17 protein-coding genes are annotated in these 23834 nt (G+C 69.4%); 6 read left to right on the forward strand and 11 right to left on the reverse strand.

Annotation, left to right across the window (positions count from 1 at the left end):
• Window positions 1-13 precede the first annotated feature (13 nt).
• From ACWDV4_RS19880 to ACWDV4_RS19910, 7 genes are all read right to left on the reverse strand, one after another.
• The gene (locus ACWDV4_RS19880) at window positions 14-1408 is read right to left on the reverse strand and encodes an FAD-dependent oxidoreductase (RefSeq protein WP_449980916.1); all 1395 of its coding nucleotides are present in this window, start codon (window positions 1406-1408) and stop codon (window positions 14-16) included.
• A complete protein-coding gene (locus tag ACWDV4_RS19885; RefSeq protein WP_449980918.1) occupies window positions 1405-1716 on the reverse strand; it encodes a (2Fe-2S)-binding protein in 312 nt (103 codons plus the stop codon). Before ACWDV4_RS19885 ends, ACWDV4_RS19880 begins: the two co-directional genes overlap by 4 nt.
• On the reverse strand, window positions 1703-2851 hold the full coding sequence (locus ACWDV4_RS19890) for an NAD(P)/FAD-dependent oxidoreductase (RefSeq protein WP_449980920.1): 1149 nt from the start codon (window positions 2849-2851) through the stop codon (window positions 1703-1705). Before ACWDV4_RS19890 ends, ACWDV4_RS19885 begins: the two co-directional genes overlap by 14 nt.
• Window positions 2848-4197: an aminopeptidase P family protein gene (locus ACWDV4_RS19895; RefSeq protein ID WP_449981008.1), complete on the reverse strand. Its 1350-nt coding sequence runs from the start codon at window positions 4195-4197 to the stop codon at window positions 2848-2850. The genes ACWDV4_RS19890 and ACWDV4_RS19895 overlap by 4 nt, the downstream gene beginning before the upstream one ends.
• A 62-nt stretch (window positions 4198-4259) precedes the next feature.
• On the reverse strand, window positions 4260-5741 hold the full coding sequence (locus ACWDV4_RS19900; RefSeq protein WP_449980922.1) for an aldehyde dehydrogenase family protein: 1482 nt from the start codon (window positions 5739-5741) through the stop codon (window positions 4260-4262).
• Window positions 5738-6739 (reverse strand): proline racemase family protein, encoded by a 1002-nt coding sequence (locus tag ACWDV4_RS19905; protein WP_449980923.1) that lies wholly within the window; start codon window positions 6737-6739, stop codon window positions 5738-5740. The genes ACWDV4_RS19900 and ACWDV4_RS19905 overlap by 4 nt, the downstream gene beginning before the upstream one ends.
• On the reverse strand, window positions 6739-7671 hold the full coding sequence (locus tag ACWDV4_RS19910; protein WP_449980925.1) for a dihydrodipicolinate synthase family protein: 933 nt from the start codon (window positions 7669-7671) through the stop codon (window positions 6739-6741). Before ACWDV4_RS19910 ends, ACWDV4_RS19905 begins: the two co-directional genes overlap by 1 nt.
• 201 nt (window positions 7672-7872) lie before the next feature.
• Here ACWDV4_RS19910 and ACWDV4_RS19915 point away from each other — a divergent pair, with 201 nt between their 5' ends.
• Both ACWDV4_RS19915 and ACWDV4_RS19920 read left to right on the forward strand, forming a co-directional pair.
• Window positions 7873-9900, forward strand: a complete 2028-nt coding sequence (locus ACWDV4_RS19915; RefSeq protein WP_449980927.1) for a HEAT repeat domain-containing protein — start codon at window positions 7873-7875, stop codon at window positions 9898-9900.
• Window positions 9901-9987: 87 nt separating this feature from the next.
• Complete coding sequence (locus ACWDV4_RS19920; protein WP_449980929.1) at window positions 9988-10554, forward strand: hypothetical protein; 567 nt, start codon at window positions 9988-9990, stop codon at window positions 10552-10554.
• 11 nt (window positions 10555-10565) lie between these two features.
• On the opposite strand, the gene ACWDV4_RS19925 is transcribed toward ACWDV4_RS19920, so the two are convergent.
• The 3 genes from ACWDV4_RS19925 to ACWDV4_RS19935 form a co-directional block, all read right to left on the reverse strand.
• On the reverse strand, window positions 10566-11288 hold the full coding sequence (locus ACWDV4_RS19925) for a GntR family transcriptional regulator (RefSeq protein ID WP_449980931.1): 723 nt from the start codon (window positions 11286-11288) through the stop codon (window positions 10566-10568).
• Window positions 11289-11396: 108 nt separating this feature from the next.
• The gene (gene mug, locus ACWDV4_RS19930; protein WP_449980933.1) at window positions 11397-11993 is read right to left on the reverse strand and encodes a G/U mismatch-specific DNA glycosylase; all 597 of its coding nucleotides are present in this window, start codon (window positions 11991-11993) and stop codon (window positions 11397-11399) included.
• Window positions 11994-12105: 112 nt separating this feature from the next.
• Window positions 12106-14664 (reverse strand): collagenase, encoded by a 2559-nt coding sequence (locus ACWDV4_RS19935; RefSeq protein WP_449980935.1) that lies wholly within the window; start codon window positions 14662-14664, stop codon window positions 12106-12108.
• Between the two features lie 398 nt (window positions 14665-15062).
• Between ACWDV4_RS19935 and ACWDV4_RS19940 the strand changes: the two genes are divergently transcribed.
• Together ACWDV4_RS19940 and ACWDV4_RS19945 are read left to right on the forward strand one after the other, a co-directional pair.
• Entirely contained in the window at window positions 15063-15461 is a 399-nt protein-coding gene (locus ACWDV4_RS19940) for a hypothetical protein (RefSeq protein ID WP_449980937.1), read from the forward strand.
• A 171-nt stretch (window positions 15462-15632) separates the two neighbouring features.
• Entirely contained in the window at window positions 15633-16439 is an 807-nt protein-coding gene (locus tag ACWDV4_RS19945) for a hypothetical protein (protein ID WP_449981010.1), read from the forward strand.
• On the opposite strand, the gene ACWDV4_RS19950 is transcribed toward ACWDV4_RS19945, so the two are convergent.
• Entirely contained in the window at window positions 16408-18930 is a 2523-nt protein-coding gene (locus ACWDV4_RS19950) for an NACHT domain-containing protein (protein WP_449980939.1), read from the reverse strand. The two genes, ACWDV4_RS19945 and ACWDV4_RS19950, sit on opposite strands and share 32 nt — an antisense overlap.
• A 273-nt stretch (window positions 18931-19203) precedes the next feature.
• Between ACWDV4_RS19950 and ACWDV4_RS19955 the strand changes: the two genes are divergently transcribed.
• Both ACWDV4_RS19955 and ACWDV4_RS19960 read left to right on the forward strand, forming a co-directional pair.
• Complete coding sequence (locus ACWDV4_RS19955) at window positions 19204-19995, forward strand: alpha/beta fold hydrolase (RefSeq protein WP_449980941.1); 792 nt, start codon at window positions 19204-19206, stop codon at window positions 19993-19995.
• A gap of 436 nt (window positions 19996-20431) precedes the next feature.
• Window positions 20432-23803 (forward strand): LamG-like jellyroll fold domain-containing protein, encoded by a 3372-nt coding sequence (locus ACWDV4_RS19960; protein ID WP_449980943.1) that lies wholly within the window; start codon window positions 20432-20434, stop codon window positions 23801-23803.
• The last annotated feature ends 31 nt before the right edge of the window (window positions 23804-23834 follow it).

Below are 23834 nucleotides of genomic sequence, written 5' to 3' on the forward strand. Positions count from 1 at the left end.
GGCGGGGTCGGGCTCAGTCGTCGAGCCGGGCCACGCTGCCGTCGAACTTGCATTCGCCGGCCAGCTCACCGAGGCTGACCGGCTGGGCGATGGGACGAGTGCCGTAGGCGAGTAGGTCCGCTGCGGCGAGCGGCCGTCCGGCTTCCCGGGCGGTGAGGCAGGCCGTGGCGTAGCCGCACATTCGGCCCTGGCACCAACCCATCCCGGTGCGGGTCATCAGCTTCGCGCCCCGACCGTCGACGACGGAACCGTCCCGCACCGCCTGCCGTACCCGGCCGATCGACACCTCCTCGCACCGGCACATCAGCGTGCCGTCGTCGCACCAGCCCGGCCATCCGGCCGGTACGGGGTGTGCCGCGTGCAGGGCTGCGGCGAACCGGCGCAGGGTGCGCCGCCGCAGCAGCAGGCGGGCCTGCCGTCCGGCGGGCCAGGGCAGATCACGGCCCAGGGCGGTCGCGGCAGCGGCCCCGGCCAACTGGCCCTCGACCAGCGCGAGCGCCGACCCGCCCACCCCGGTGACCTCACCGGCCGCGTACACGCCCGGCATCGAGGTCTGCTGCGCCGCGTCGACCGTCACCACCAGACTGCCGTCGGGATCCAGTTGGGTAGCGCAGCCGAGCGCCAGGGGTAGCTCCAGCTGCGGGGTGAAACCGTAGCCGACCGCCAGCCCGTCACACGCCACCTTGCGCTCGCTGCCGGGCACCACCTGCCCGTCCTTGATCGAGGCGACCGTGACGGCGGTCAGCCGGCCGGTGCCGTGCGCGGCTATCACCGCTGAGCCGGGCCGGAAGGGCACCCGGTGTCGTAGCAGCGTCGCGGCGTACTCGCCCGCCTCGGTGAGTTTGCCGAGTGCTCCCGTCAGCGCTGGCAGTTGCCGCAGGTAGCGGGTGGGCTGGTTGGCCTCGTGGACACCGAGGACGGTGGTGCCGGCGGTGGCGAGGCCGGTCGCGACGGGCAGCAGGAACGGGCCGGTGCCGGCCACCACGACCCGCTCGCCGAACCGTACGCCCTGCCCCTTGAGCAGGGCCTGCGCGCCGCCGGCGGTGACCACCCCGGGCAGGTCCCAGCCGGGGAACGGCACCACCCGGTCGTACGCGCCGGTGGCGATGATGAGACGCCGGCCGCGTACCGGTCCGGTGCGGGTGTGCACGGTGAAACCGGGCTCGACGAACCAGACCACCGCCTCGGCATGGTGGTCTACGCCGTCCAGCCCGGCGCGTAACCGCCGGAAGGTCGACCAGTCGTGGTGCTCCCGGCCGTCGGCGTCGGACCGGTGCCGCCAGTACTGCCCACCGGGGCGAGGAGCGGCGTCCAGCAGCGCCACCCGGCAGCCAGCCTGCGCCGAGCTGACCGCCGCCGCCAGACCGGCCGGACCCGCCCCGACCACGATCACGTCGTACGTCGTCACGCGCGCGTCCCGCCGTCCTCGGTTTCCACGATGTTTCCGGTCTCCACACGGTCCTCGCTGGTCGACACGACGTCGCCTGGTCGCGCGGTGACCAGGCAGGCCCGCTGGTCCGGCATCCCGTTGACCTGAACCAGGCAGTCGAAGCAGACCCCGATACCGCAGAAGACACCCCGGGGTCGGCCCCTGACCCGGGTGGTACGCCAGGAGCGGATACCCGCGTCGAGCAGGGCGGCGGCGATGGACCGCTGGCCGTCGGTGGCGATCGGGCGGCCGTCGAAGCTGAAGTGTCGACCGTCAGGAGTGGACATCGAAGCGCTCCGGGGCGAAGGGTTGTAGGTCGATTTCGGGGGCCCGTCCGGTGAGCAGGTCGGCGATGGCGTGCCCGGTGGCCGGGGCGAGGCCGATACCGGCCCCCTCGTGCCCGGTGGCGTGGTAGAGCCCGGGCACCCGCTGGTCCGCGCCGATGACCGGCAGATGATCGGGGCTGTACGGCCGGAATCCCCGGTAGGCGCGGATCGCCGAGACCGAGGCGAGTACGGGAAACAGGCGAACCGCCCCGGCCGCGAGTCGCCGTAGGACCGGCAGCGAGATGGTGGCGTCGAAGCCGACCCGCTCGCGACTGGAGCCGATCAGGATCGTGCCGGCCGGAGTGCCCTCCACCACCGGGGAGGTCTCCAGATCGGCGCTGTCCCGGCCGACGTTGGCGACGTAGCCGGCCGCGTAGACCTTGTGCCGGACCAGGGGCGGCAGCACCTGAGTGACGAGTACGAACCCGCGCCGGGGCAGGATCGGCAACCGGACCCCGGCCAACTCGGCGAACTGACCGGCCCACACCCCGGCGGCGTTAACCACCGCCGGGGTGTGGACGTCCCCCCGGTCGGTGACCACGGCTCGTACCCGTCCCGCAGCGTCGCGGCGGATGCCGGTCACTGTGGTCCGGGTCAGCACGTGGGCACCGGCGGCCTGCAGCAGTCGGGCTGCGGCCAGCATTGGCTGTACCTGCATGTCCTGGGGGTAGAACGTCCCGCCGCACAGGTCCGGGGCCAGGTGCGGTTCGTATTCGGCAAGGTCGTTGGCGGCCAGATCGACCACCTCGACCCCGGCGTCGCGTTGCCGGGCGGCGAACGACACCAACCCGGCCTGTTCCTCCGGCGAGACGGTCACCACCAGACCCCCCTTGGGATCCAACTCGATCTCGTGCGCCCCCAGTTCGTCGCCGAGCGCCCGCCACAGCCGACCGGACCACTGTGCCAGCGTCAGCTCCGGGCCGGGCGGCTTGTCGGAGACCAGGATGTTGCCCTCGCCTGCCCCGGTGGTGCCGCCGGCCATCCCGCCGCGGTCGACGACGATTACGGAGAGCCCGGCCTGCGCCGCGTAGTAGGCGCAGGCGGCCCCGACCATCCCGGCACCGACGACGACCAGGTCCGCGCGGAGACCGGTCATGAGGCGACCCGGTGCATCCATGCCTCGACGTCGTCGGCGGTTCGGGGGAGCGCGTCGGAGAGCAGCCGGTAGCCGTCTTCGGTGATGAGGATGTCCTCCTCGATCCGGAACCCCATGCCGCGCAGCTCGGGCGGGATGAGTGTGTCGTCGGGTTGGAAGTAGAGCCCCGGCTCCACGGTCAACACGTGCCCGGCGGTGAGCTGCCCGTCCAGGTAGTGGCCGGACCGGGCCGCCGCGCAGTCGTGCACGTCGAGGCCGAGCATGTGCCCCGACCCGCACAACGTCCACCGCCGGTACAGCCCTGCCTCCTCGGCCAACGCCTCCTCGGCGGAGCAGGGCAGTACCCCCAGGTCGGCCAGGCCGTGTGCCAGTACGGTCATCGCCGCCCGGTGGAACGACCGGTACTGCGCGCCGGGACGCAGGCAGGCCAGGGCGGCGTCGTTGGCCCGCCGGCACAACTCGTACAGGTCCCGCTGGAGTGGGGTGAATCGTCCCGAGATCGGCAACACCCGGGTGATGTCGGCGGTGTAGAGGCTGCGGGTCTCCACCCCGGCGTCCAGCAGCAGGAGGTCGCCCTCACGGATCGGCCCGTCGTTGTCGATCCAGTGCAGGGTCGCCGCGTGCGGCCCGGCCGCCACGATCGAGTGGTAGCCGACGTCGTTACCCTCCAGCCGGGCCCGCTGCCAGAACACCCCCTCCAGGTAGCGCTCGGAGGTGTGCATCGCATTTGGCAACGCCCGTACGATGTCCTCGAAGCCCCGCGTGGTGATGGCGACCGCCTCCGCCAGTTGGGCGATCTCCCAGGCGTCCTTGACCAGCCGCAGTTCGGCCAGTACGGCGGCGAACTCGGCATCGGCGGGGTCGTCCTCCGCTCGGGACAGCAACGCGTCGACCTGCGGATCGACCCCGCGCAGCACTCGGGTCGGGGTGGTGTCGTCGAGGGCGTTGGGCAGTTCGGCGACGTGCCGGGTAGGCAGGTCGAGCCGGCGTGCGCTCTCGCCGAGGGTCGGCCGCCGACCAGCCCAGAGTTCGCCGTACCTGCGGTCGCGGAAGAACTCCCCGTCGGCGCGTCCGGAGCGGGGCCGCAGGTAGAGCGTGGCCTCGCCGTCCGGCTCGATGACGAGTACGCCGTCGGCGGTCTGGTCGCCGGTGAGCCAGGTGTACGCCGAGTGCGGTCGGAAGCGATAGTCCTGGTCGTTGGAGCGGCGCTGGAAGTTCCCCGCCGGTACGACCAGCCGCTGCCCGGTGAACGCCTCGTGCAACCGGCGACGGCGGTGTACGGCCCATCGGGCGACTTCGGCGACCGGTAGGTCGTACTGCTCGGTGTCTGCCCAGCCGGTCCGCATGAACGCCGCCAGCGTGGCGCTGACCGGCAGGTCGTGGCTCCCGGTGTGGAAGGGGGAACGACTCACTGGGGCTCCGTCTCTGCACCCGGTCCGGGCGGCGCGGTCACGTCCGTCGTGGTTACGGGCGGCGCGGTTGCGGGCGGCGCGGCGAAGGTGATGGTCCGGGTCGAGGCGTAGAACTCCAGGGCGGCCAACCCCTGCTCGCGGGGTCCGATGCTGGACGCCTTCTCTCCGCCGAACGGTGCGTAGAAGTCCACCCCGGTGGTGGGGGCGTTGACCCGGATCAGGCCGGTGTCGACTCCCCGTGCCGCTTGCAGCAGTGCTCCGACGTCCCGACCATGCACCGAGGTGACCAGCCCGTACGGCACGCCGTTGGCCAAGGCGACGGCGGTGGCGACGTCGGGGGCGGAGTGGATCATTGCCAGTGGACCGAAGGTCTCCTCCTGAGCGAGGGCGTGTGCCGGGTCGAGCCGGTCCACCAGCACCGGCGCGACGTAGTACCCCTCGGGTAGCGTCCGGTCCCCGGTGAGGACGCGGGCACCGGCGGCGCGGGCGATGGCTACGGCGTCGCGTACCCGGGTCTGAGGGGCGGCGCTGATGACCGGGCCGACGGTGACCTCCGGATCGGCTGGGTCGCCGACCGTCAGCGCCGCGACGGCGGCGACCAGTGCCTCGGTGAAGGGTTCGGGGTCGCCGACGACGATGATCCGTCGGGTCGCCGTGCACTTCTGCCCGGCGTAGCCCATGGCTGCCCCGGCCAGCATCGCGGCCGTCTCCGGTAGGTCGGCGTCGGGCAGCACGATGGCCGCGTTCTGTCCGCCCATTTCGGCCTGCACCGGCCGTCCCCGACCGGCAGCGGTGGCCACGACCTGTCGGCCCACGACGCCGCTGCCGGTGAAGGAGAGCACGTCGCTCGCCTCGACGATGGCCCGCCCGGTCTCGGCGCCTCCGGGCACGACGGACAGCAACCCGTCGGGCACCAACCCGGCGAAGAGCTGTGCGATGGCCTGCCCACAGGCGAGCGCGTCCGGCGACGGCTTGAGCAGTACGGCGTTGCCGGCGGCCAGCGCCGGTGCTGCCTTCCACAGTGGAATGGCCAGCGGGAAGTTCCACGGTGTGATCAGCCCGGCGCCCCCGTACGGTCGACGCTCGGTGAAGAGCAGCCCGGATTGGTTTGCCGGTAGCGAGGGCGGGAACATCTCGCCCACGGCGGTGAAGCAGGACTGGGCGTAGTAGTCCAGGATCGCGGCGCTGCGGGCCAGTTCGCCGCGCGCCTCGGTGACCGGCTTGCCGACCTCGCGTACGACCAGGTCGACCAGTTCGTCGGCGGTAGCGCGGAGCCGGTCGGCGACCGCCCGTAGCGCGGCGGACCGGGCGGCGGCACCCTGCTGCCACCAGTCCACCTGGACCGTGCGTGCCTGCCGGGCCAGTGTCTCGACCGTCGCGGGGGAAGCTGCCGCCGCCTCGGCGACCAGGTCGTCCGGGCACTGCGGCGACCGGCTGGCGATCCTCAGCTGGTACGTGCCGGACAGCAGCGCGGTCACAGCAGGAATCCAGCCGGGAACGGGTCCTCCGGGTCGAGGAAGTGTTGGGCGGTGCCGGTCAGCCAGGCCCGCCCGGTGATGGTGGGCAGCACCGCGGCCCGCCCACCGACGGTGGTGCTGTCGACGAGCCGGCCGATGAAGCGGGTGCCGAGGAACGACTCGTTGACGAAGTCGTCGCCCAGGGCGAGCAGGTTCCGGGCGTGCAGCTGGGCCATTCGGGCGGAGGTGCCGGTGCCGCACGGGGACCGGTCGAACCAGCCCGGATGGATCACCATGGCGTGCCGGGACAGTTGGGCGTCGGAGCCGGCCTCGGCGAGGTAGACGTGGCGGCAGCCGGAGATGTGCGGCTGCTCCGGATGCTCCGGTGGGGCGGTCTCGTTGATCGCGCCCATGATCGCCAGCCCGGCGTCGAGCAGTCGCTGTTTGTCGGACCGGTCGAGGCGCAGCCCGAGCTCGGCCAACTCCACGATGGCGTAGAAGTTGCCGCCGTAGGCCATGTCGTATCGGACCTGGCCGAACCCGGGCACGGTGACCTGGGTGTCGAGGGTGACCGCGAAGGACGGCACGTTGTGCAGGGACACCGACCGGGCCGAGCCGTTCTCCACCTTCACGGAGGCCACCACCAGGCCGGCGGGAGTATCCAACCGTACGACGGTGACCGGTTCGGTGACCTCGACCATGCCCGTCTCGACCAGCACGGTCGCCACCCCGATCGTGCCGTGCCCGCACATCGGCAGGTAACCCGAGACCTCGATGAAGAGCACCCCGTAGTCCGCGTCCGGTCGGGTGGGCGGTTGCAGGATGGCCCCGGACATCGCGGAATGTCCTCGGGGTTCGAACATCAGCAGGCCGCGTAGCTGGTCAAAATGGGTGGCGAAGTACTGGCGGCGCTTCGCCATCGTGCTGCCCGGGATGGTGCCGATGCCCCCGGTCACCACCCGGGTTGGCATTCCCTCGGTGTGCGAGTCGACGACGTGGATGATCCGACGCGTACGCATCAACGTCCTCCGCCCGGGACTGGCTCGCCGTCGATGATGTCCTGCCGCTCCACGGCCAGCGCCTGCTCGGTCGCCTCCCGGACCTCGGCCGCGACGGCGGGGGCCAGGGGCTGGCGGGGTTGCCGGCAGGGGCCACCGGTGCGCCCGGCCACGTCCATGGAGAGCTTGATGGCCTGTACGAACTCGGGCCGGGAGTCCCAACGCAGCAGGGGATGCAACTGTCGGTAGAGCGGACCGGCGCTGGCCAGGTCGCCGTCCCGGGCAGCCTGGTAGAGCCGGACGCACGAGCGGGGGATGGCGTTGGGGTAGCCGGCGATCCAGCCCACCGCACCCGCGTGGAGCAGTTCGAGCGCGACATCGTCGGCGCCGGCGAGCAGGTCGAGCCCGGGAGCCAGTTCGGCCAGTTCGTAGGCGCGTCGCGGGTCACCGCTGAATTCCTTGACCCCGACGATGAGCCCCTCGTCGTAGAGCCGGCGCAGCAGGATGGGGGTGAGGTCGACCCGGGTGTCGTACGGGTTGTTGTAGGCCACGATCGGCAGACCGACCTTGGCGACCTCGCGATAGTGGGCCAGTACGGCGGTCTCGTCGGCCCGGTAGGCAGTGGGCGGCAGCAGCATGACGGCTGCACAGCCGGCCTCGGCCGCCTTGTCGGCCCAGTGCCGGGCCTCGTCCGCACCGTAGGCGGCGACCCCGGGGATGACGGAGAAGCCCTCCGGTGCGGCGGCGACCGCCGCGCGTACCACCGCGGTCCGTTCGGCGACGGTGAGCACCTGATATTCCCCGAGGGAGCCGTTGGGCACCACACCGTGGCAGCCGTTGTCGGCGAGCCAGCGGACGTGCTCGGTGTACGCGTCGAGGTTGACGCTGAGGTCGGACGGGCGGAACGGCAGGGTGCTCGCGACCAGGACGCCCCGCCAGGGGATGGATTCCATCTGGCCTCCACAGTAAAATGTTACATGGCACCGTAACACGGCGCGGGCCGCCTGATCAATGCTCATGGATTACTGTGCGGTACCGGTAACGGGTTCGACGCGCACGAACTGGTGTTGCTGTCGGGCTGGCTCGTACTGTCCCCAGTGGATGCAGCGGGTCGACGCGTAACGCTGCGTGGATGGGCACGTAGGCTGCGGGACGTGCTCGATGGTCTCGATGGGATTGCCTGGGATGAGCTGTCGCATGCGTACGGCAGCGCGCACGATACGCCAGGACTGCTCCGGCAAGCGGGCTCCGAGGACAGCGAGGCGGCCTCGGAGGCGATCTCCGACTTGCACGGCAGCATCTTCCATCAGGGCACGGTCTACCCAGCCACGGTGACCGCGGTGCCGTTTCTTGCGGAGCTTGCCGTGAATGCCGCGAACTGCCGCGATGAGTTTGTCTGGATGCTGGGTATGCTGGCTGACGATCGGCATGCCTACGGTGATGCCTTCACTCGGGTACGGGCAGCGGTTACCGCTCAGTTGGAGCCGCTGGTGGCCCTGCTCGATGACGCAGACCCTCAGATTCGCGAGGCTGCGGCCTATGCCACGGCGAAAGCGGGTGTGGTCGCCGAACCGTTGTGGCGGCGGTGGGCGGTGGAGGGCGATCCGGCGGCGCGGGCATCGCTGGCGTTCGCGTTGGGCGAGGTGGATCCCATCGCCGCCGAACCGGTGCTGGGTGAGGCTGCCCTGCACGGTGACCCGCAGCTCAGAGTGGCTGCCGCAGTGACGTTACTCCGCGCGGGCCTGGACTGGCCGGCGGGCACCATCCCCGCCCTGGTGGCTGCGATCGACATCGACGCGGCCGTCGCCTGGGCCTGGGCTCGCGGAGCGGAGTGGAGTGAAGAGATCGTGGCTGCGCCGTCCACCCCGGTGGCAGTCGCGGTCGTCGAGCACATGCTGCGGTCCGGCAATCCGAGGACCCGTACGTCCGGGCTCTGGGCGTTGAGCGCACGCTGCGATACCCGCCGTTCGGCGCCGCCGGTGTTCGTACCGCTGGTGGCGTCGTTGCTCAACGATCCGGATCCGGACGTGCGCGGCAGGGTGATGGACGGGTTACGCCAGGCGGGTGTGGCAGCAGGGCATTTCGCCGATGTGGTGGCCGATGTCGCCGGCAGACTCCCCGACACGGCCGGAGAACGGGGATTCACCGTCGAGTATCGGTCGGTCGAGACGTTGCAGCGGCTCGGTGACCCGCGCTGGGTCGAGCCGGTGTGTGCTGCGGCTGCCCGGGGTCACCAGTTCCAGTTCATGCCCGGCATGGTCCGCTTCACACCGGAAGTCCTGGCCGAGATCCGAAGCCGACTGACCACCCATCCGGCATCCGCCGGGGTGCTGGCCGGGATGGTCGAGCACTGGGGTGCGGACGCAGCTGTTCTCGTGCCGGGCCTGCTCGCCGCCATGCCGTACGCCGGTCCGCAGATAGCCAAGACGTTGCTCATGCTGGGGCATGACGACCACGCAGCCGTTCCGTACTGGCGAATTCGGGCGTCGGAGACGGGTGACCTGCAAGCAGCCATGGCAGTTTGGCGGCTGACCAGGGACACCGACGTGGTGCTTGACGCTCTGCGCGCCATTCTGGCGGGAGACGCGCGGGTGCCGTGGATGCGCATGTCGACTATCGATGAGCTTGGCGAGGCCTTGGCGCCGCTGCTGCCCGTCGCTGCCGTACATCTGACCGGGACGGCGGAACGGGTCTATCCACAGCGGGAGAAACAGGTCCTGGCGGCGCGGGTGGTAGCGGCCGTGACCGGACCGGAAGGCGTGCTACCGACTGTGGAAGCCGTACTCGCCGCCGGCAACACACCCGCGTACCATGCTGCGGACTTCATCGCCGACCTCGCGCACGTGTCCCCGGCAGCGGTCGCACACCTGGAACCGCGACTGCGCGATCGTCTGGATGACCGCTGGAGCAGGCTGTCCGCCGCCCGAGCCCTCGCGCGACTCGGCATACCTATGGCGGAGCTGACCGAGCCGCTCAGCCGCGGGATCACCGACTACGGCGGTCGGTTTGCCCTCGCGATCATCCTGGAGTTGCAAGCGGTCGAGATGATCCCCGCCTTGGAAGACCTTCTTGGCCGCGACGACCGCTCCGATGCGGGCGGCTTCGCGGATGACATCGTCTGGGCCGACGAACTGCTACAGGAACACGTCAGAGACACCGTCGCGCGCCTTCGCAGTAGGTAGGCCGAGCGACCGGGGATGCCGGTTCCGTTCATTATCATCTTCGCGCCGCTGGCTGCCGGGGTACGACACATCCATCCGGAGGGGAACATGTCGACGGACGTCTGGTGCGTTCTGGCCGAGGCGCACCGCCTTGCGTGGTCGTTCACGCCTCTCGAGCGCGTCGGCCCGTTGGAATTCGGTATGTCACGCGACCAGGTCCAGACTGCGGCATATGGCGCGCTCAGCGTCTGCGTACAGGGCATCTCGGAGCATGAAGGGTGGGCAGAATTCTGGCTTGAGCAAGGCACTGGCGCGAGCTTTCCCGGGCCGGCGGTTACCGCCTACTACGACGAGTCGATCGGCCTGGCATGCGTCGCGGTCAATGCGCTGCGGGGCCCGCAGGTGACTCTGGAGGGTATGCGACTGGTGGGGCAGACGCCCTCACGCCTGGAGAACGAGCTCACCGGATACCTCGTGGCAAACAGCAGGGATATACGGTACTCGCAGTGCGCCGATCTGTGCTCGCCGCAACTCGGATTGGTGCTGCGGGCACAGCGAGCTGGCGATGTCGTGCTGAGCCGCCCGGTCATGGTGGCAAGGGCATGGGCTGATCGCTGCTGGGACACCACCGAAGGTTGCATTCCGACACGGGAGTGGAAGACCTTCGAGTGGTGACCCAACGCGTGTCAGTCCTGCGCCCATTCCGGACGGTCGGCCCAGATACCGCGTACGTGTCGCAGGTGGCGATGCATCAGGTCGGTGACCGCCTTGCGGTTGCCGGCCTCCAGCAGTTCGACGAGTTGCACGTGCTCATCGGCGGAGGCGACCAGTTGACCGTTCTTGACCAGCGCGTCCAGCCCGTAAAGGCGGGTCCGGTTTCGTAGGTGGGCGACCATGTCCACCAGCCGCCGGTTGCCGGCCGAGCCGAGCAGGGTCAGGTGGAACGCGGTGTCCGCCTCGATGTAGGCGACCATGTCACCGCGGCTCGCGGCGGCCACCACCGAATCCGCCAGCGACCGCAGCTGCTTCAACTGCTCAGCGGAGAGCTGACCGACCTGTTTGGCGACCACCGGGATCTCCAGTAGCTCCCGGATCTCGGTGATCTCGTCCAGCTCCTCGTCGGAGAGTGAGCTGATCCGGAACCCCTTGTTCTTGGCGATCGTGACCAGACCTTCCTTGGCCAGATCGAGGATCGCCTCCCGGACCGGGGTGGGGGACACCCCGAACTGTCCGGCGAGGGTGGGGGCCGAGTAGATGATCCCGGGTCGTAGTTGCCCGGCGATGATGGCCGCACGCAGCGCCTGCGCCACTTCTTCCCGGAGGCTCTGCCGCCCGCCGAGGGTGGCCAGTCCCAGGTGCCCTCCGGTGCTGCCCGTGGTGGCATCACCTGTCCGCCATTCGGCCGTCACGCCCACACCACCCCGGCTCTCGTTAGGCCGCTCAGCCTATCGGACAACGGCCCACCGGAGTCCGTGCGACCGTACCGCGTCGCGCAGCCTGGTCGATCAACCGAAGGATCAACCGATCGCGGCGGCACGTAGCTCGGCGAAGGCGGCACCGAGGCTCTCGGCCGTGTAGTGCGCGTTCAGGCCGCTGGGGTTCGGCAGCACCCAGATTCTCGCCGGGCCGAGCGGCTCCGGTTGCGGACCGAATCCGGCGTGCGGCTGGGCGAAGCCGATCCGGTACGCGGTGATCCCGAGTACCGCCACCCACTCCGGTCGATACCGCCGGGCCTTCGCCGCCAGCACGGTCGTCCCGGCGAGCAGTTCCGGGCGGGTCAACTCCTCCGCCCGGGCGGTCGCCCGGGGTGCCAGGTTGGTGATGCCCAGCCGATAGCCGAGCAACTCCGCCTGCTCGACCGGTCCCAGCTGGCGTGGGGTGAATCCGCCCCGGTGCAGGGCGGGCCAGAACCGGTTGCCAGGTCGGGCGAAGTGGCAGCCCGTAGCCGCCGAGTAGAGCCCCGGGTTGATGCCACAGAAGAGCACCACCAGGCCGGGGGCGATGACGTCCGGCAGGGCCAGGTCCACCGCCGCCGCCAACTCCGCCCGGCTCGGGCGGGTCGGGTAACCGGCGGGCGGGTTCGTCGACCTCCGTGGCCGGGGTATGCGGTCCATACTGCCGATCCTGCCGTACGTCGTATCGAGCGGCACGGTTGCTGAGCTGGTTGGCCCGGGCGGGCGTCGACGTGACCACTCGTCGACGCCCGCCCGGAAGGTGGGAAGTGGATCAGTACTCGGTCTTCACCGTCACTCCGGTGAAGCCCTGCTGGGCGTACAGGCTGATGAAGTGGTAGCCGGCCGACGGGCTGGTGATGGTCAGGGTCTCACCGTTGCCGGTGTTGACCGACCGGTTGTCGTAGGCCGAGGTGGTGGCCCAGGTGCTGCGGTTGTAGTACAGGTCCGCGTCACCGGTACCACCCGAGGCGGTGATCCGCAGTGTGCTGGTGCCGGCCGGGACATCGAGGTAGAGGTAGTAGTAGTTGCCGCTGGTCGCCGCGAGACCACTGCGCTGGCAGTTGCGGCCCAGCATCCGTACGTCGCTGCCGGTGCACTCGCCCACCGGAGTGCCACCACCCACGGTGACGCTCTGGCTGGTCGTACCGGTGGCACCCCTGTCGTCGGTGACGGTCAACGTCACCGGGTACGTCCCGGCGCTGGCGTACGTCTTCGTGGGGTTGGTCGCCGTCGAGCTGCTGCCGTCGCCGAAGTTCCAGGAGCGGGCGACGATGCTGCCGTCACTGTCGGTGGACCGGTCGGTGAATGAGGCGGTCAGGTTGCTGGCCGTGACGGTGAACGCCGCCACCGGGGCCTGGTTGGTGGGCGGGTTGGTGCCGCCGCCGCAGTTGCCGGCGGCGCAGGCGGTGAGCCAGGCGTTCCAGTCGCTGTCGTAGCGGCTGCCGATGGTGCTGGTCAGGAAGGTCCGGGCCCCGTTCCAGTTGCCGGTCCGGTAGTACCCCAGCAGTGTGGTCACGTCAGTTCGGTGCGACTGCATCATGTACCGCACGGCGAGGTAGCCCCACCGATAGACCCGGGTGCTGTCGTGGCTGTAGGTCGTGTCGAACAGGGTTCGCAGGGTGTGGGTGCGCTTGCCGGCCTCGGTGATGGCCGCCGTGTAGGTGAGGTTCCGGTACGAGTAGGAGACGTACTCGGCGAAGCCCTCGATCCACCAGATGGTGGGGGTGGAGATGTTGGCGGTGAAGTCGCCGTACATGTTGAACCGGCCGTCGAGGTAGTGCGTGTACTCGTGGTTCAGGTTCCAGATCTCGAACGTCGGGCGCACCCACTCCGCCTCGTACGCGATGAACCGGGGCTGGTTGCCGTTCGCCGCCGGGTCACCCTCGAGGTACATGCCGCCGTTGTTGGTGTCGATGCCGAACATCGGCCCGGCGTACGTCTGGTAGTCGGTGCTGGAGTCGAAGACCACCACCTCGAGGGTGGTGTTGTAGTCGTTGGCGACCGGGCCGTTGTCGGCCACTAGCGAGTGGAAGTAGGCGTCCTGGTTGCGCATGCTGTTGCACGCCCAGCTCAGCTCGGCCGAGGTCATCTGCTGGGCCCGGATCCGGATGCTGGCGCTGCAGGTGTAGTTGATCGGCAGCACCACGGCGGCCAGCCGGGCCTGGAGGTTGCAGGTGTCGTAGTAGGCGCAGTTGGCCTTGTCGTAGTAGTCGGTCATCTCCGCGACGCCCACCCAGAGCGGTGCGGTCGGACCGGTGATCGAGCTGAGGTCCAGCAAGCCCCGGGCCAGCGGCCGGACCTTCGACCGTAGGTCGGTGTGCTGGAGGAACCGGCCGAGTTCCCGTCCCGCGTTCGAGGTCAGGTAGCTCTGCTCGGTGCCGAGCAGGGCGCGGTGGCCGGAGGCGAAGTGGTAGAGCGTGTCGATGACGCTCGGGTCGGCCTTGACGGTGGTGACGAATGCCGGCACCTGGTGGCCACGGAACAACACGATGTAGACGTTGTTGACCGCGTTGAGCATCCACCACGAGCTGTCGTACGAGCTGTTGTAGCCGGTGAGCAGGCGCTTGACGACGTAGAGGTAGCGCGCGTTCTCCTCGGCGCTGTCGATGAGCGTCACCGCCTCGGCCAGGGTCTCCCCGTTGGCGTCGGTAACGTCACCGGAGCGGCTGTTGGCGAAGAAGGTGTCGAGGCCGGATCGGATGGCGGTTTGCAGGGAGCTGCCGTACGTCCCGACGGTCTCCGGGTAGTACCAGTGCACGTAGTAGCCGGCCCGCAGGTAGAGCACGAGCTGTGCGGTGCTGGTGCTGTTGTTGCCCGGGTAGCTGCTGGCGTTGTCCCGCAGCCCGTACGCGACGCTGGTCATCTGCGCTTCGCGGAAGGCGTAGTACGCATCGCTGCCGGTCAGGCTGAACAGGGTGTTGACGCAGTCGGTGGTCGACGCCTTGATCTGCCGGACCAGGTCGTGACCGCTCCGGCTGGTGAAGTCGCTGACGTTGCAGGCGGCGGCTGCGGTGGCCGTGGCCCGTCCGGTGGTCGAGGGCCGCGTCGAACGTTGGGCGGTGGCCAGGTCGTCGTAGTCCTGCCGCAGCTGGTCCTTTGTCGACGGCAGCGGGGCCCGGTCCGGTACGGCCAGCGGCGTCTTCTGGGTGTGTCCGATGGTGTCCTCGGTGCCGACCGGTGGCGGCCCGTCGACCATGGCCGGCGTGGTGGCCGGCGTGGTCCCGGCGACTGGGGTGGCCGTAGCTGGCTGGCCCGACAGGGTCAGGCCCATCGCCAGGACGAGTGAGACGGTCGAGAGTCTGGCCAGTTGGCCGGAGAGGGTGGTCTTCATCTGTCGCCTCCGGGCGAGAGCACGGTCGCGTGGGGGCGCGGCCGACAGTTGGGGGCGGGGTCGGGGAGGCTGCATGGGGGCATGGTCACTCCTTTGCGGAGAGTGGGTTCCCGCAGCCAAGGGGGCGATTGAAAGAGCCCGATGACTGTGGGATGTGGCGTGTACCATGGCACACATCACACAGCATGTAAAGAATTGTTCATTATCGATTCGTCTAGTGCTGGTTTGGCTGCTGGGAGTAAGGGCGGTCCACCGGAGCAGCCATAGGGCAGCAGCTTCGTTCGCGGAGCCCGGCACGGCCCACGGCGCTGGACAGCGCCGGTCACTTCCGATCGCGACACAGTGGCGACTGTGTATCTGTCGATGCGGATCGACGGTGGGCGAGGTAGGTTGGACGCATGGCGCTCCTCGCACTCGCTCACCCCCTGTGGTCGGCGGTGCGACGGTCGATGCGGGTGCTGACCGGCCTGACGATGGCGACCCTGCTGCTGGCGCTGGGCGTCGGCGGCGGAACCGTCGAGCCGGGCCAGCCGCCAACTCCGTCGACGGTGCAGTCGGCTTCGATGGCGCTGACCGCTCAGGTCACCGACGTGGTGTTCGTATCGCACTCCGGTGCCGCCATCGAACAGTCCCAGCCAGACGCCGTCGACGATGACCTGCCAGTTGGCAACTGCTTCTCGACGGCCAACCCAGCCCCGGCGGACTCGGCGCCCCAGCGTCCATCGACGTTGGCCTGGGAGCCAAGCCTGGGATCGTCCATTGGGGCGATCGGGCAACGGGCACCACCTCGCGCATGATCTTCGGCTCGGCGTGACCGCCGGCCGACATCAGGCTCTTCCCACCACTCCTTGAACCGTGCACACCCCCGGCCACCGAATGGCCGGCGCGGGCGTGCCGGACCTGGTCGGGCCAGCGTGGAAATGCGGCACGACCACCCCCCAGTCACATCGTTCTCCGGTGAGGTCGTGATGTTCGAATCCGCCATGTACCACTTCCTGCTCGACGTACCACAGGCCACGCTGATCTGGCTGGCCCTGATGATCCTGGCGATGCTGGCGATCGCCGGGCTGGTTACCCGCCCGAGCTGGAATCTGTCCATCAGTGGGCTGCGCCGCCGGGACGCCGCCCTACGTCGTCAGCGGCTCACCGCGCAGGCGCAGGAGGCCAACCGCTACGCGGAAGAAGTAGCGGTGGCGGCCGAGCGGGCCGAGGCCAGGGCCCGTCGCTGCCGGTCGGACTGGCTGACAGCGCAGGACGAAGCTGAGGCCGCCTGGCAGGCGTACGAGAAGTTGGACGCCCAGAGCGCGCGGATGACTGCGGCAGCCGCCCTGCCGGTGCCGCGTACGCCGCGTACCCCGGCCGAGTACGCCGCTCGGGAGCGGTACCTGCACCGGGCCGCGACGGCTGCCTACTGGCGCGGGGAAATATCGGTGCTGCAACTGGGTGACGTGCTGGCCCACCGGCGCGGCTGGGACCCGCGGCGGCACCCGGTCGAGCAGGAGGTGATGCTGCACCGGGCGGCCCGGGCCGGGCTGCGGGCCAGGCAGCAGCGGGCGGCGGAGTGGGAGCGGACCGTATGGCAGAACGCCGAGGTGGCGGCCCGGGCGGCACAGAGTCTGCGGGCCGAGGCGACCGTGGCGGCCGAGCAGGTCCGGCAACTGGAGCAACAGCTGGCGGGCGTCGCCCCGAGGTCGGCGCGGGTGCCGAGGCCGGCATCGGCCACGCCCCGGCAGTCGGAAGCACCTACCCAGCTGCTTCCCGTGCGCGTCGCCTGACCGAGCCGTCCGGGTGTTCGCCAGCAACGGCGAGGTGATGCTGGATCTGTCCATGACGGAACTGATAGACGGCACCGGATTGGCGGAGCACGCCGCGATGGTAGGCGTCGTTGAGGAAGGTGATCGTACGCCAGGGCAGCCGCCCGGTCAGGGGTAGCCAGAACCGGGCGAGGATCAGCCAGCGACCCCATGCGTTACCGAGGAGGCCGCCGAGGATCCCGCCCAGGAGACCGCCCAACAAGCCGATGGTCAGCCCGCCCAGATAGCCGATCGTGAGGGCGAACACCAGGCCGAAGAGCAGCAGCTGCACGATCGTGTTGCGTCGGTCCGAGGCGAGCAGGCGTAGTGGGTTGACCATCGTCCGTACGTCGATCGGAGTGGTGAACTCGCCGAAGCCGAAGACCAGCACGATGGCCAGCCCGACCGCGATCCCGACGAGCAGACCGGCCGACAGTCCCGCCTCGCGGCCGAAGGCCAGTGCGAACAGCAGACCGAGTACGAAGCGTACGACGATGCCGACGGCGAGCCCGACGGTCAGCCAGAGTACGAGGCCACGCAGCACCTCCCGGAGCCGGCCGCGCAGGCGCAACTGGGTGCGGGACGGCTCGGCCTGCTCGCCCGCGAGCCCGAGGGCGAGGCCCACCGCCAGGCCGACGGAGAGCCCGACAGCCAATCCGAGCAGGAGGCCGTGGGTGAGTCCACCGAGGACACCGACGGCCAGCCCGTGGGCCAGCCCGAACAGCACGCCCCGCAGCACGTTCCGTTCGGAGCTGCGTACCCGTACCTGGGCGGAAGACGGATCCGGGCCGTTCAGCGCGAGACCGTAGGCCAGGCCGAACACCACCAGGAACACGGGTGCCGCGACCAACCCGTAGGTACGACTGATCATGGTGCCGCCGGCGATTCCGAAGCCGATCGCGGTGGCCAGTCCGTAGCCGAGGCCGAGTAGCACGTTACGGGTCGGACCGCGCTTCGGAGCACCGGGCGGAGGCGGTCGGCGTCCCTCCACCGCCAGGCTGAAGGCGAGTCCGCCGACCAGCCCGAAGGCGAGGGCGAAGGTGGCGCCGGCGACGATGCCGGCGATGATCGCGAAGATCGCCCCACCGAGAAGCCCGTACGCCCACAGTCGGGCTCCTCGGCTGAGGGTGCTGCCCAACTGCCACCAGGCGAGATCCCGGGTGCCGAGGAGATCGAGGTGGCTGGCGAGGTGGGTCAACCAGCGTTGGACCTGGTCGAGTTTCCAGTGTCGGTAGCGGTGCCCGGCGGAGCTTCGCGCGACGCCCGGACGCTGGTAGACGGCCGGAACGAAGGCGACGAAGAAATGGTTTCGGAGTGACTCCGGCGTGTGGAAGCGGGCGCTGTCCAGCAGCGTGACCGGGTCGTGTCCGGGCGTGTCGCTGTAGATCGTGCGGGCCAGCGCCACCATCAGCGGGGTGGCCAGGGCCGAGGTGAGCGTGGCGGCATGGGGATCGGTGGGATGGGCTGCCAGCCAGTGGAAGACCGGACCCCACGCGGTGGGTTGCGCGGCGTCGCCGACCGTCTTGCGAGTGGTACGAGGCAGGTAGTCGGCCAGGTCCGTAACGGTGAGTTCGTCGAGTGTCACCACGGCCGCCGACCGGAGCACACCGCTGGCGGCCACCGCGGATTCGTACTCTTCGGGGCGGCTCGTCAGCAGCAGTGGTGTGGTGGTCGCGTTGAGCGCCGTGAGCGCTCGGTGGTGCAGACCATCGGCGATCTCGTCGAATCCATCCAGGACCGGCAGGATCCGATTTGCCGCCACGAGCGCGGCGGCCAGGTTGGGCACCCGGTTGCCGGGCATCCCCGGTACGGCGGCTGGCACGGCCAGTCCGGGATGGTTCTGGACGAGCTGATGAGTGAGCCAGGTTTCCAATGTCATGGTGCTCGGATCCCAGGAGCCGAGCGTAAAGACCACTGGTACGGGGTCGGTCGGTTGCCGGCTGGCCAACATGTCGAGCACGAATCGCAGGGTCAGGATGGTCTTGCCGGAGCCGGCCGGACCGAGGACGACCAGGCGTCGCGAAGGAATGCTGAGGAATACGGTCAGGATCTGGTCCAGGCGGTTTGCCAGGGGGAGCGGGCCGGGATCGGTGCCAGGTGACGAGCGGCGAATGTTGGCCCAGTGATCCATAAAGCCTTCGTCAGTGAGTTGCCAACTAATAGCCAGCGGAAAAGGGTCGTGTATCCGTCGCTGGTCCTCCTCGCGATGCCACAGCACTCCGACCGCATCAGCCAACTGCTCGGCCGCCTCGGCCAGGGCCGCTCCCCGCTGTGGTGGCCGCGGATCCGGATCCGTACCGGCCGTGCGCGCCTCGATCACAGTTACGGAGACCAGCAGCGCGCCGACGGCCAGCCAGATCCACGGTTTCCATCCCGCGGGCAGCTCGATGGTCCCGGTGGCCAGGTTTCCCACCAGCCCCAGCAGGGAGGCTGGCACTCCGACGATGGTCACGAGTGAAGGCCGGCGTCGCACCCGTACCTCCTTTGTCGTCGGCTGTCCGCTTCGGATTCGCGGATGCGATCAATCTCCAGGGCGAGAACTGTTACCGACGAAGTTGCGTCAGATTGTGCTGGCTGTTGCGGTAGGGCTATTTGACTGCCAGTGATGTGCGAAAAAATTCGAGCATGATGGCGCGAGTGATGTCAATGGACCTTTGTTGTCGCTGCGAGGGTACGCTTGGCTCGATTTCGTCATCGAGTTCATTCCGCGAAAATGTGGATAAGGTCTGCTTGTCGGAAGGAGAGGGTGATCCTCAATTATCACCGCCAAGGGGTCGGTGAACCGTTGGTACTGGTGCACGGGATAGGCGGCAACTGGCAGGTCTGGTTGCCGGTGCTCCACCGGCTGGCGACCCGGCGGGAAGTCATACTCATCGACCTTCCCGGATACGGTGCCTCGTCGCGATCCGAACTGGGCCTGGCGTCGGGGGTAGGTCCACTGGCGGATGCGACCGCGCGGTTCCTGGATGGTCTGCGCATCGAGACCGCACACCTGGCCGGGAACTCGATGGGGGGCTGGGTCGCGCTCGAGCTCGCCAAACGAGGTCGTGCCCGGACGGTCACCGCCTTCTCGCCGGCCGGCTTCTATGGCGACGCCGGGGCGGCCTACCTTCGGCTGTCGCTACGGACGTCGGCGTGGGTAGCGCGTACGCTCGCCCCGACCGCCGACCGCACGCTCGACAGTGGACTGTGGCGTACTGCCCTGTATGCCCAAGCCATGGGTCGGTCCTGGCAGCTGCCGAGTGGTGCCGCGGCAACGATCCTGCGGGCTGTCGCCGGATCTCCGAGCTTCGACGCGGACCTCGTCGCGATCACCGGTGAGCGGTTCGAGTGTGACCGGGTCATCCGGGTGCCGGTCACCATCGCCTGGGGGCGACGTGACCGATTGCTGCCGCCCTGGCAGGGGCGGCGGGCGGTGCGGATGATCCCCGGGGCTCGACTGGTGTTGCTTCCCGGTGTCGGGCACATCCCGACCTATGACGACCCCGCCCTGGTCGCGGACGTGTTGTTGCGCGGTTCGGAAGCGGCGGCCGGCTGACCTCGCGAACGCGGAAGTGCGGCGGACGATTGTCACCTTCTGCTCGACAGGTGTCAATGAGGTCAAAGTCACCTTGATGTGCTGAGGTCGATGGCTGGCTCTTCGTCGAGTCGGCGGTGATTGGCTGGTCCGCCGGTACTCATGGTGGGCTGGAGTTGGTGTTGCCGCTACGGGAGAGCGTCTGAGCTGGTCGATGTCGCCATCGAAGGAACATCGGTGAGCGCCGTTGGTCATCCGTTCCAGTCGTGTTATCGATATGGGTCTCGGCGATGCTCCGGCTGATAGACGGCTGTCAAGGCTTCGGCCCTGAATTCCGCCTCGCGAGAATTATGGAAGAAACCTTGAACGACAGGCCAGCGCATCGTAGGTTTTCTTCGCATTGTCGTGTTCGGGGGAACGGGTGGTGTGCGTGTTCAAGGATGTTCGACCCTTGCTCGTGGCGGGCGTTACAGCGACCGTCCTGGCGGCTGGGGGCATCGCTGTCACCCATCCGGCTCCGGCGGAAGCGACCAGCAAACCAGCCAAGGCGCCCGTCGAGGTGATGTCGCTGCGGACAGCCAACCGGCAGGTTTTCGCGAACCCGGACGGCACCTATACGGCCGACACGACCGCGCTGCCCCGCTGGGTTCGTCGGGGAAGCACCTGGGTGCCGGTCGATCCGACCCTGCGGCTCGGCGCGGATGGCCGGGTGACGACGGTCGCCACCCCGCTGGACCTGTCGTTCTCCGGTGGTGGTGACGACGTCCTGGCCGCCATCGGCGAGGCCGGCCGGTCGGTGCAGATGACCTGGTCGAAGCCGCTGCCGCAGCCGGTGCTGGACGGGGCGAACGCGGTGTATCCCGAGGTGCTGCCCGGAGTGGACCTTCAGGTGACCGCCTCCGTGACCGGATTCTCCGAGGTGCTGGTCGTGAAGTCCGCCACCGCTGCCCAGAATCCCGCGCTGGCGTCGATCCGGTTCGGGCTACGCGGGACCGGTCTTACCGTGCAGAGCGACGGACAGGGCGGAGCCCGGGCGATCGACAGTTCCGGGGCGGAGGTCTTCCACTCGCCCATGCCCCAGATGTGGGACTCGTCGGTCAGCGCCGGAGTCAGCCGCTCCAGCGCGGCGGCAGCGGACTCGGCCGGTGCACCCGGCCGTAGCGCGACGATGCCGGCACAGGTCAGCGCGGACAGCATCACCATACGTCCGGACCAGAGCCTGCTTACCGGTGCCGACACCACCTACCCGGTCTACCTCGACCCCTCCTGGTCGGGCACCAAACTGGCCTGGACCTATGTCGACAAGGCGTATCCCACCACCAAGTACTGGAACTCCACGGAGACCCCGGCGGCCGGCACCCACAACGGCGGTTCGACGGTCAAGCGGTCGTACTGGCGGATGGACACCAGCGCGGTCGCCGGCAAGCACATCATCAAGGCCACCTTCCGGATCAAGGAGATCTGGGCGTACTCCTGCACCGCCAAGCCGGTCGACCTCTATCTGACCGGTGGGATCTCGTCGACCACCACGTGGAACACGAGACCGGCGAACATCAAGAAGTTGGCCACCCTCACCGTTGCCAAGGGCTGGGCACCGTCGGGCGGCACCAGTTCCTGCCCGGCCGGGGACATCGAGTTCGACACCACCTCGACCATCGTCGAGCAGGCGGCGGCCGGCGCGGCCAACGTCACCCTGTCGCTCCAGGCCAGCGAGACCGACAGCTACGGCTGGAAGCGGTTCGCGAACCCGCCGCACCTGGTGATCGACTACAACACCATCCCGCAGCTGCCCACCGCCTTTGGCACCCAACCCGGCACGCCGTGCGTCTCCGGTGCCGACCGGCCAGCGATCAACACGACCGCTCCCACGCTGTACGCCAACGTCTTCGATCCGGACGGCAGCAACGGCAGCGTGCGCGCCGAGTTCGAGATGCGCAGTCTCGATCCGGCCACCGGGACCTGGCAGGCGTTCGGCTCGCCGCTGACCACCGCGTACGTCTCCGTCACCAACGCGGTGACGTTGACCGCGACCACACCGACCCTGACCGAGGCCGGCATCTACTCCTGGCGGACCCGGGCCTACGACAGCCTCGACGCCAGTGCCTGGACGGAATACTGCGAGTTCTACGTGGACACCAGTGTCCCGACCCAACTCCCGCAGGTGACCTCCACCGACTATCCACCGGGCAGCGCCTTCCCGGACGCGCACGGCAGCCCGGGACTGCCGGGGACGTTCACCCTCAGCTCCGGTGGCGCGTTCGGGATCACCGCCTTCAAGTACGCCCTCAACGACATCACCCTCGGCACGGCACACCAGGTAGCGGCTCCGACCGGCACCGCGACCATCCAGCTCGCACCGCCTCGCGACCAGCAGAACACGCTGTACGTCTGGCCGGTCGACCAGGCCGGTAACGTCGGTGCCCGCTACGCGACGTACGACTTCTTCGTCGGGTTCCCGTCCGGACCGGTCGGCCACTGGCGGGCCGACGAGACCAGCGGCACCACCACGGCGGATGCCTCCGGTAACGGTCGGCCGCTCACCTGGACCGGTGGCGTGGGCTGGACCGGCAACGGCCGGATCGACGGGGCGGCCACCCTCAACGGCAGCACCGGGTACGGTGCGACCCCCGGGCCGGTACTGCGTACCGACCGTAGCTTCAGCGTCTCGGCCTGGGCCCGGATCACCGACACCTCACACATCGCCACGGTGGTGAGCCAGTCCGGCACCTGGCAGAGCGGCTTCCAGCTCTACTACTCGGTCTCCTACAACAAGTGGATCTTCAACCGCTACCACTCGGACACCGAGACCTCGACGCTGGTCCGGGCGGTCTCCGACGCACCGCCGGTGGTCGGTGCCTGGACCCACCTGGTCGGGGTGTACGACGCGCCGGCCCAGCAGCTACGGCTCTACGTCGACGGAGTGCTCCAGGCCGCCCCGGCCAGCTTCACCACCCCGTGGCACGCCGACGGGCCGATGCAGGTCGGCCGGGTGCAGAGCAAGACCGGCTACGTCGACCACTTCCCCGGTGAGGTCGACGACGTACGGCTCTTCGACCGGATCCTGCTGAACCAGTCGGGCTGCGACCCGGTCGCCAGTGACCAGATCCCGTCCTGCAAGGACGGTATCCACCAACTCGCCACCCGGCCGGCCAACGCCCGGGGCACCTGGGCCCTGGACGAGGTCGCCGGCACGGTCGCGGCCGACTCGTCCGGCCGGAGCAACCCGGCCACCCTCAGCGGCACGGCGAGCTGGGATGTGGACGGCTCGCGGGGCGGGGCGCTGTTCCTGGACGGCATCAGCGGCCGGGCCAGCACCGCCGGCCCGGTGCTGCGTACCGACGGCAGCTTCACCGTGGCTGGCTGGGTCCGGCTCGGCGAGTCGGACTCGACCACCCTGCCAGGCCACAACGCCACGGCGATCGGCCAGGACGGTCCGGCCGGGAGTCCGTTCTTCCTCGGCTACCGCCAGTTCACCGTCAACGGAGTCACCGAGGGGCACTGGTCGTTCTCCTCACCGAGCGCGGACAGCGGTACCCGTACCTGGTCGCATGCCCGCTCCGACGCGGCGTTCGCCCCGGTACCGGGAGCCTGGACCCACCTGGCCGGGGTGTACGACGCCACCGCCCGGGAGCTGCGGCTCTACGTCAACGGCTCGCTGTTGGCCCGCACCCCGGGAGTGAAGGTGTGGCACGCGCCCGGGGCGCTGACCCTCGGCAGTGCCAAGTGGAACAGCGTCCAGACCGACTTCTGGCCGGGCGCGTTGGACGACCTGCGTGCGTACGCCGGCACGCTCTCCGACTCCGAGGTCTTCGCGCTGTCCAGCTCCTGACCGGTTCTCCACCACCAGCTGACCTTCACCG

It is taken from the genome of Micromonospora sp. NPDC003197 (assembly GCF_053590565.1).